1 pseudogene is annotated in these 844 nt (G+C 45.3%); it reads left to right on the forward strand.

Features of this window, described 5'->3' with window-relative positions:
- A pseudogene (locus ACWHAR_RS25190) lies at window positions 1-844 on the forward strand (YceG family protein); the annotation flags it as partial.

The following is an 844-nucleotide window of genomic DNA, read 5'->3' on the forward strand; positions in this document are numbered from 1 at the left end:
AATCAGAAAGAAAAAGGGCTGTCAGTCAGCCGCTTTGTTGCCTTTTTGGACGGGGAAAAGCTGATTGCGAAGCACTCAAATCCCCTGATGCACCGCCATTTAAGATAAGCGCTGATGACGCTTTTACATACCTTTGCGGACAGTCATGAAAAGGGGCTGAATCATCCTGATTTTCGCAGAGTGCTGCTTGATGTCTCGAAGTTTTCCTTAAACCATCTGAACCCCTGGCTGGAAAAAACCGATATAGAGCGGGAGATGCCGAAGGTTGTTTGGTATGGAGATGCGACGAAAAGCCAGCTCTATTTCTTATATTATCTGATGTTGGTCGGCTGTGATGTACTGCTGTTCCATCCGGCGGGAACGGATCAGCTGGCGCTTGTCGACCCGAAGCAGGAGCTCGGTTTTACGGAAAAGCTCCCGGATGTTTCGGAGTTTCAGCCGTTTCCGAAAGAAAAACCAGACCGTAAATCAACAGTGGCCTACCGCTCAACAAAAGAAATTGAACATGTGCTGAATCACGAGGAGTCCATGCTGTATAAGCCGTGGCAGTTCAGAGATCACACACCGGTGTCCGTTACGCTGAAAACGACCTATGATGAATTGTTTTTAATCACGAAAGAACGCGCCTTTATTCGGCCGAATTTCAAAGCTGATAAACATTCAATTGAGATTCCGAATGTATTCGCCAAAATTATGGGCGTGTCGAAAGACAATAAGGAATATTGGAACAGGCTTCATACTCTAGCGGATTATCAGGAAACAGAAATGGTAAGAAGCTTTCCATTTACAGAAGAAATAAAGTCGAACTATCAATTTCACTACAGCCACGCACTTGATCAAGAAG

This window comes from Bacillus sp. LR--39 (genome assembly GCF_053613335.1).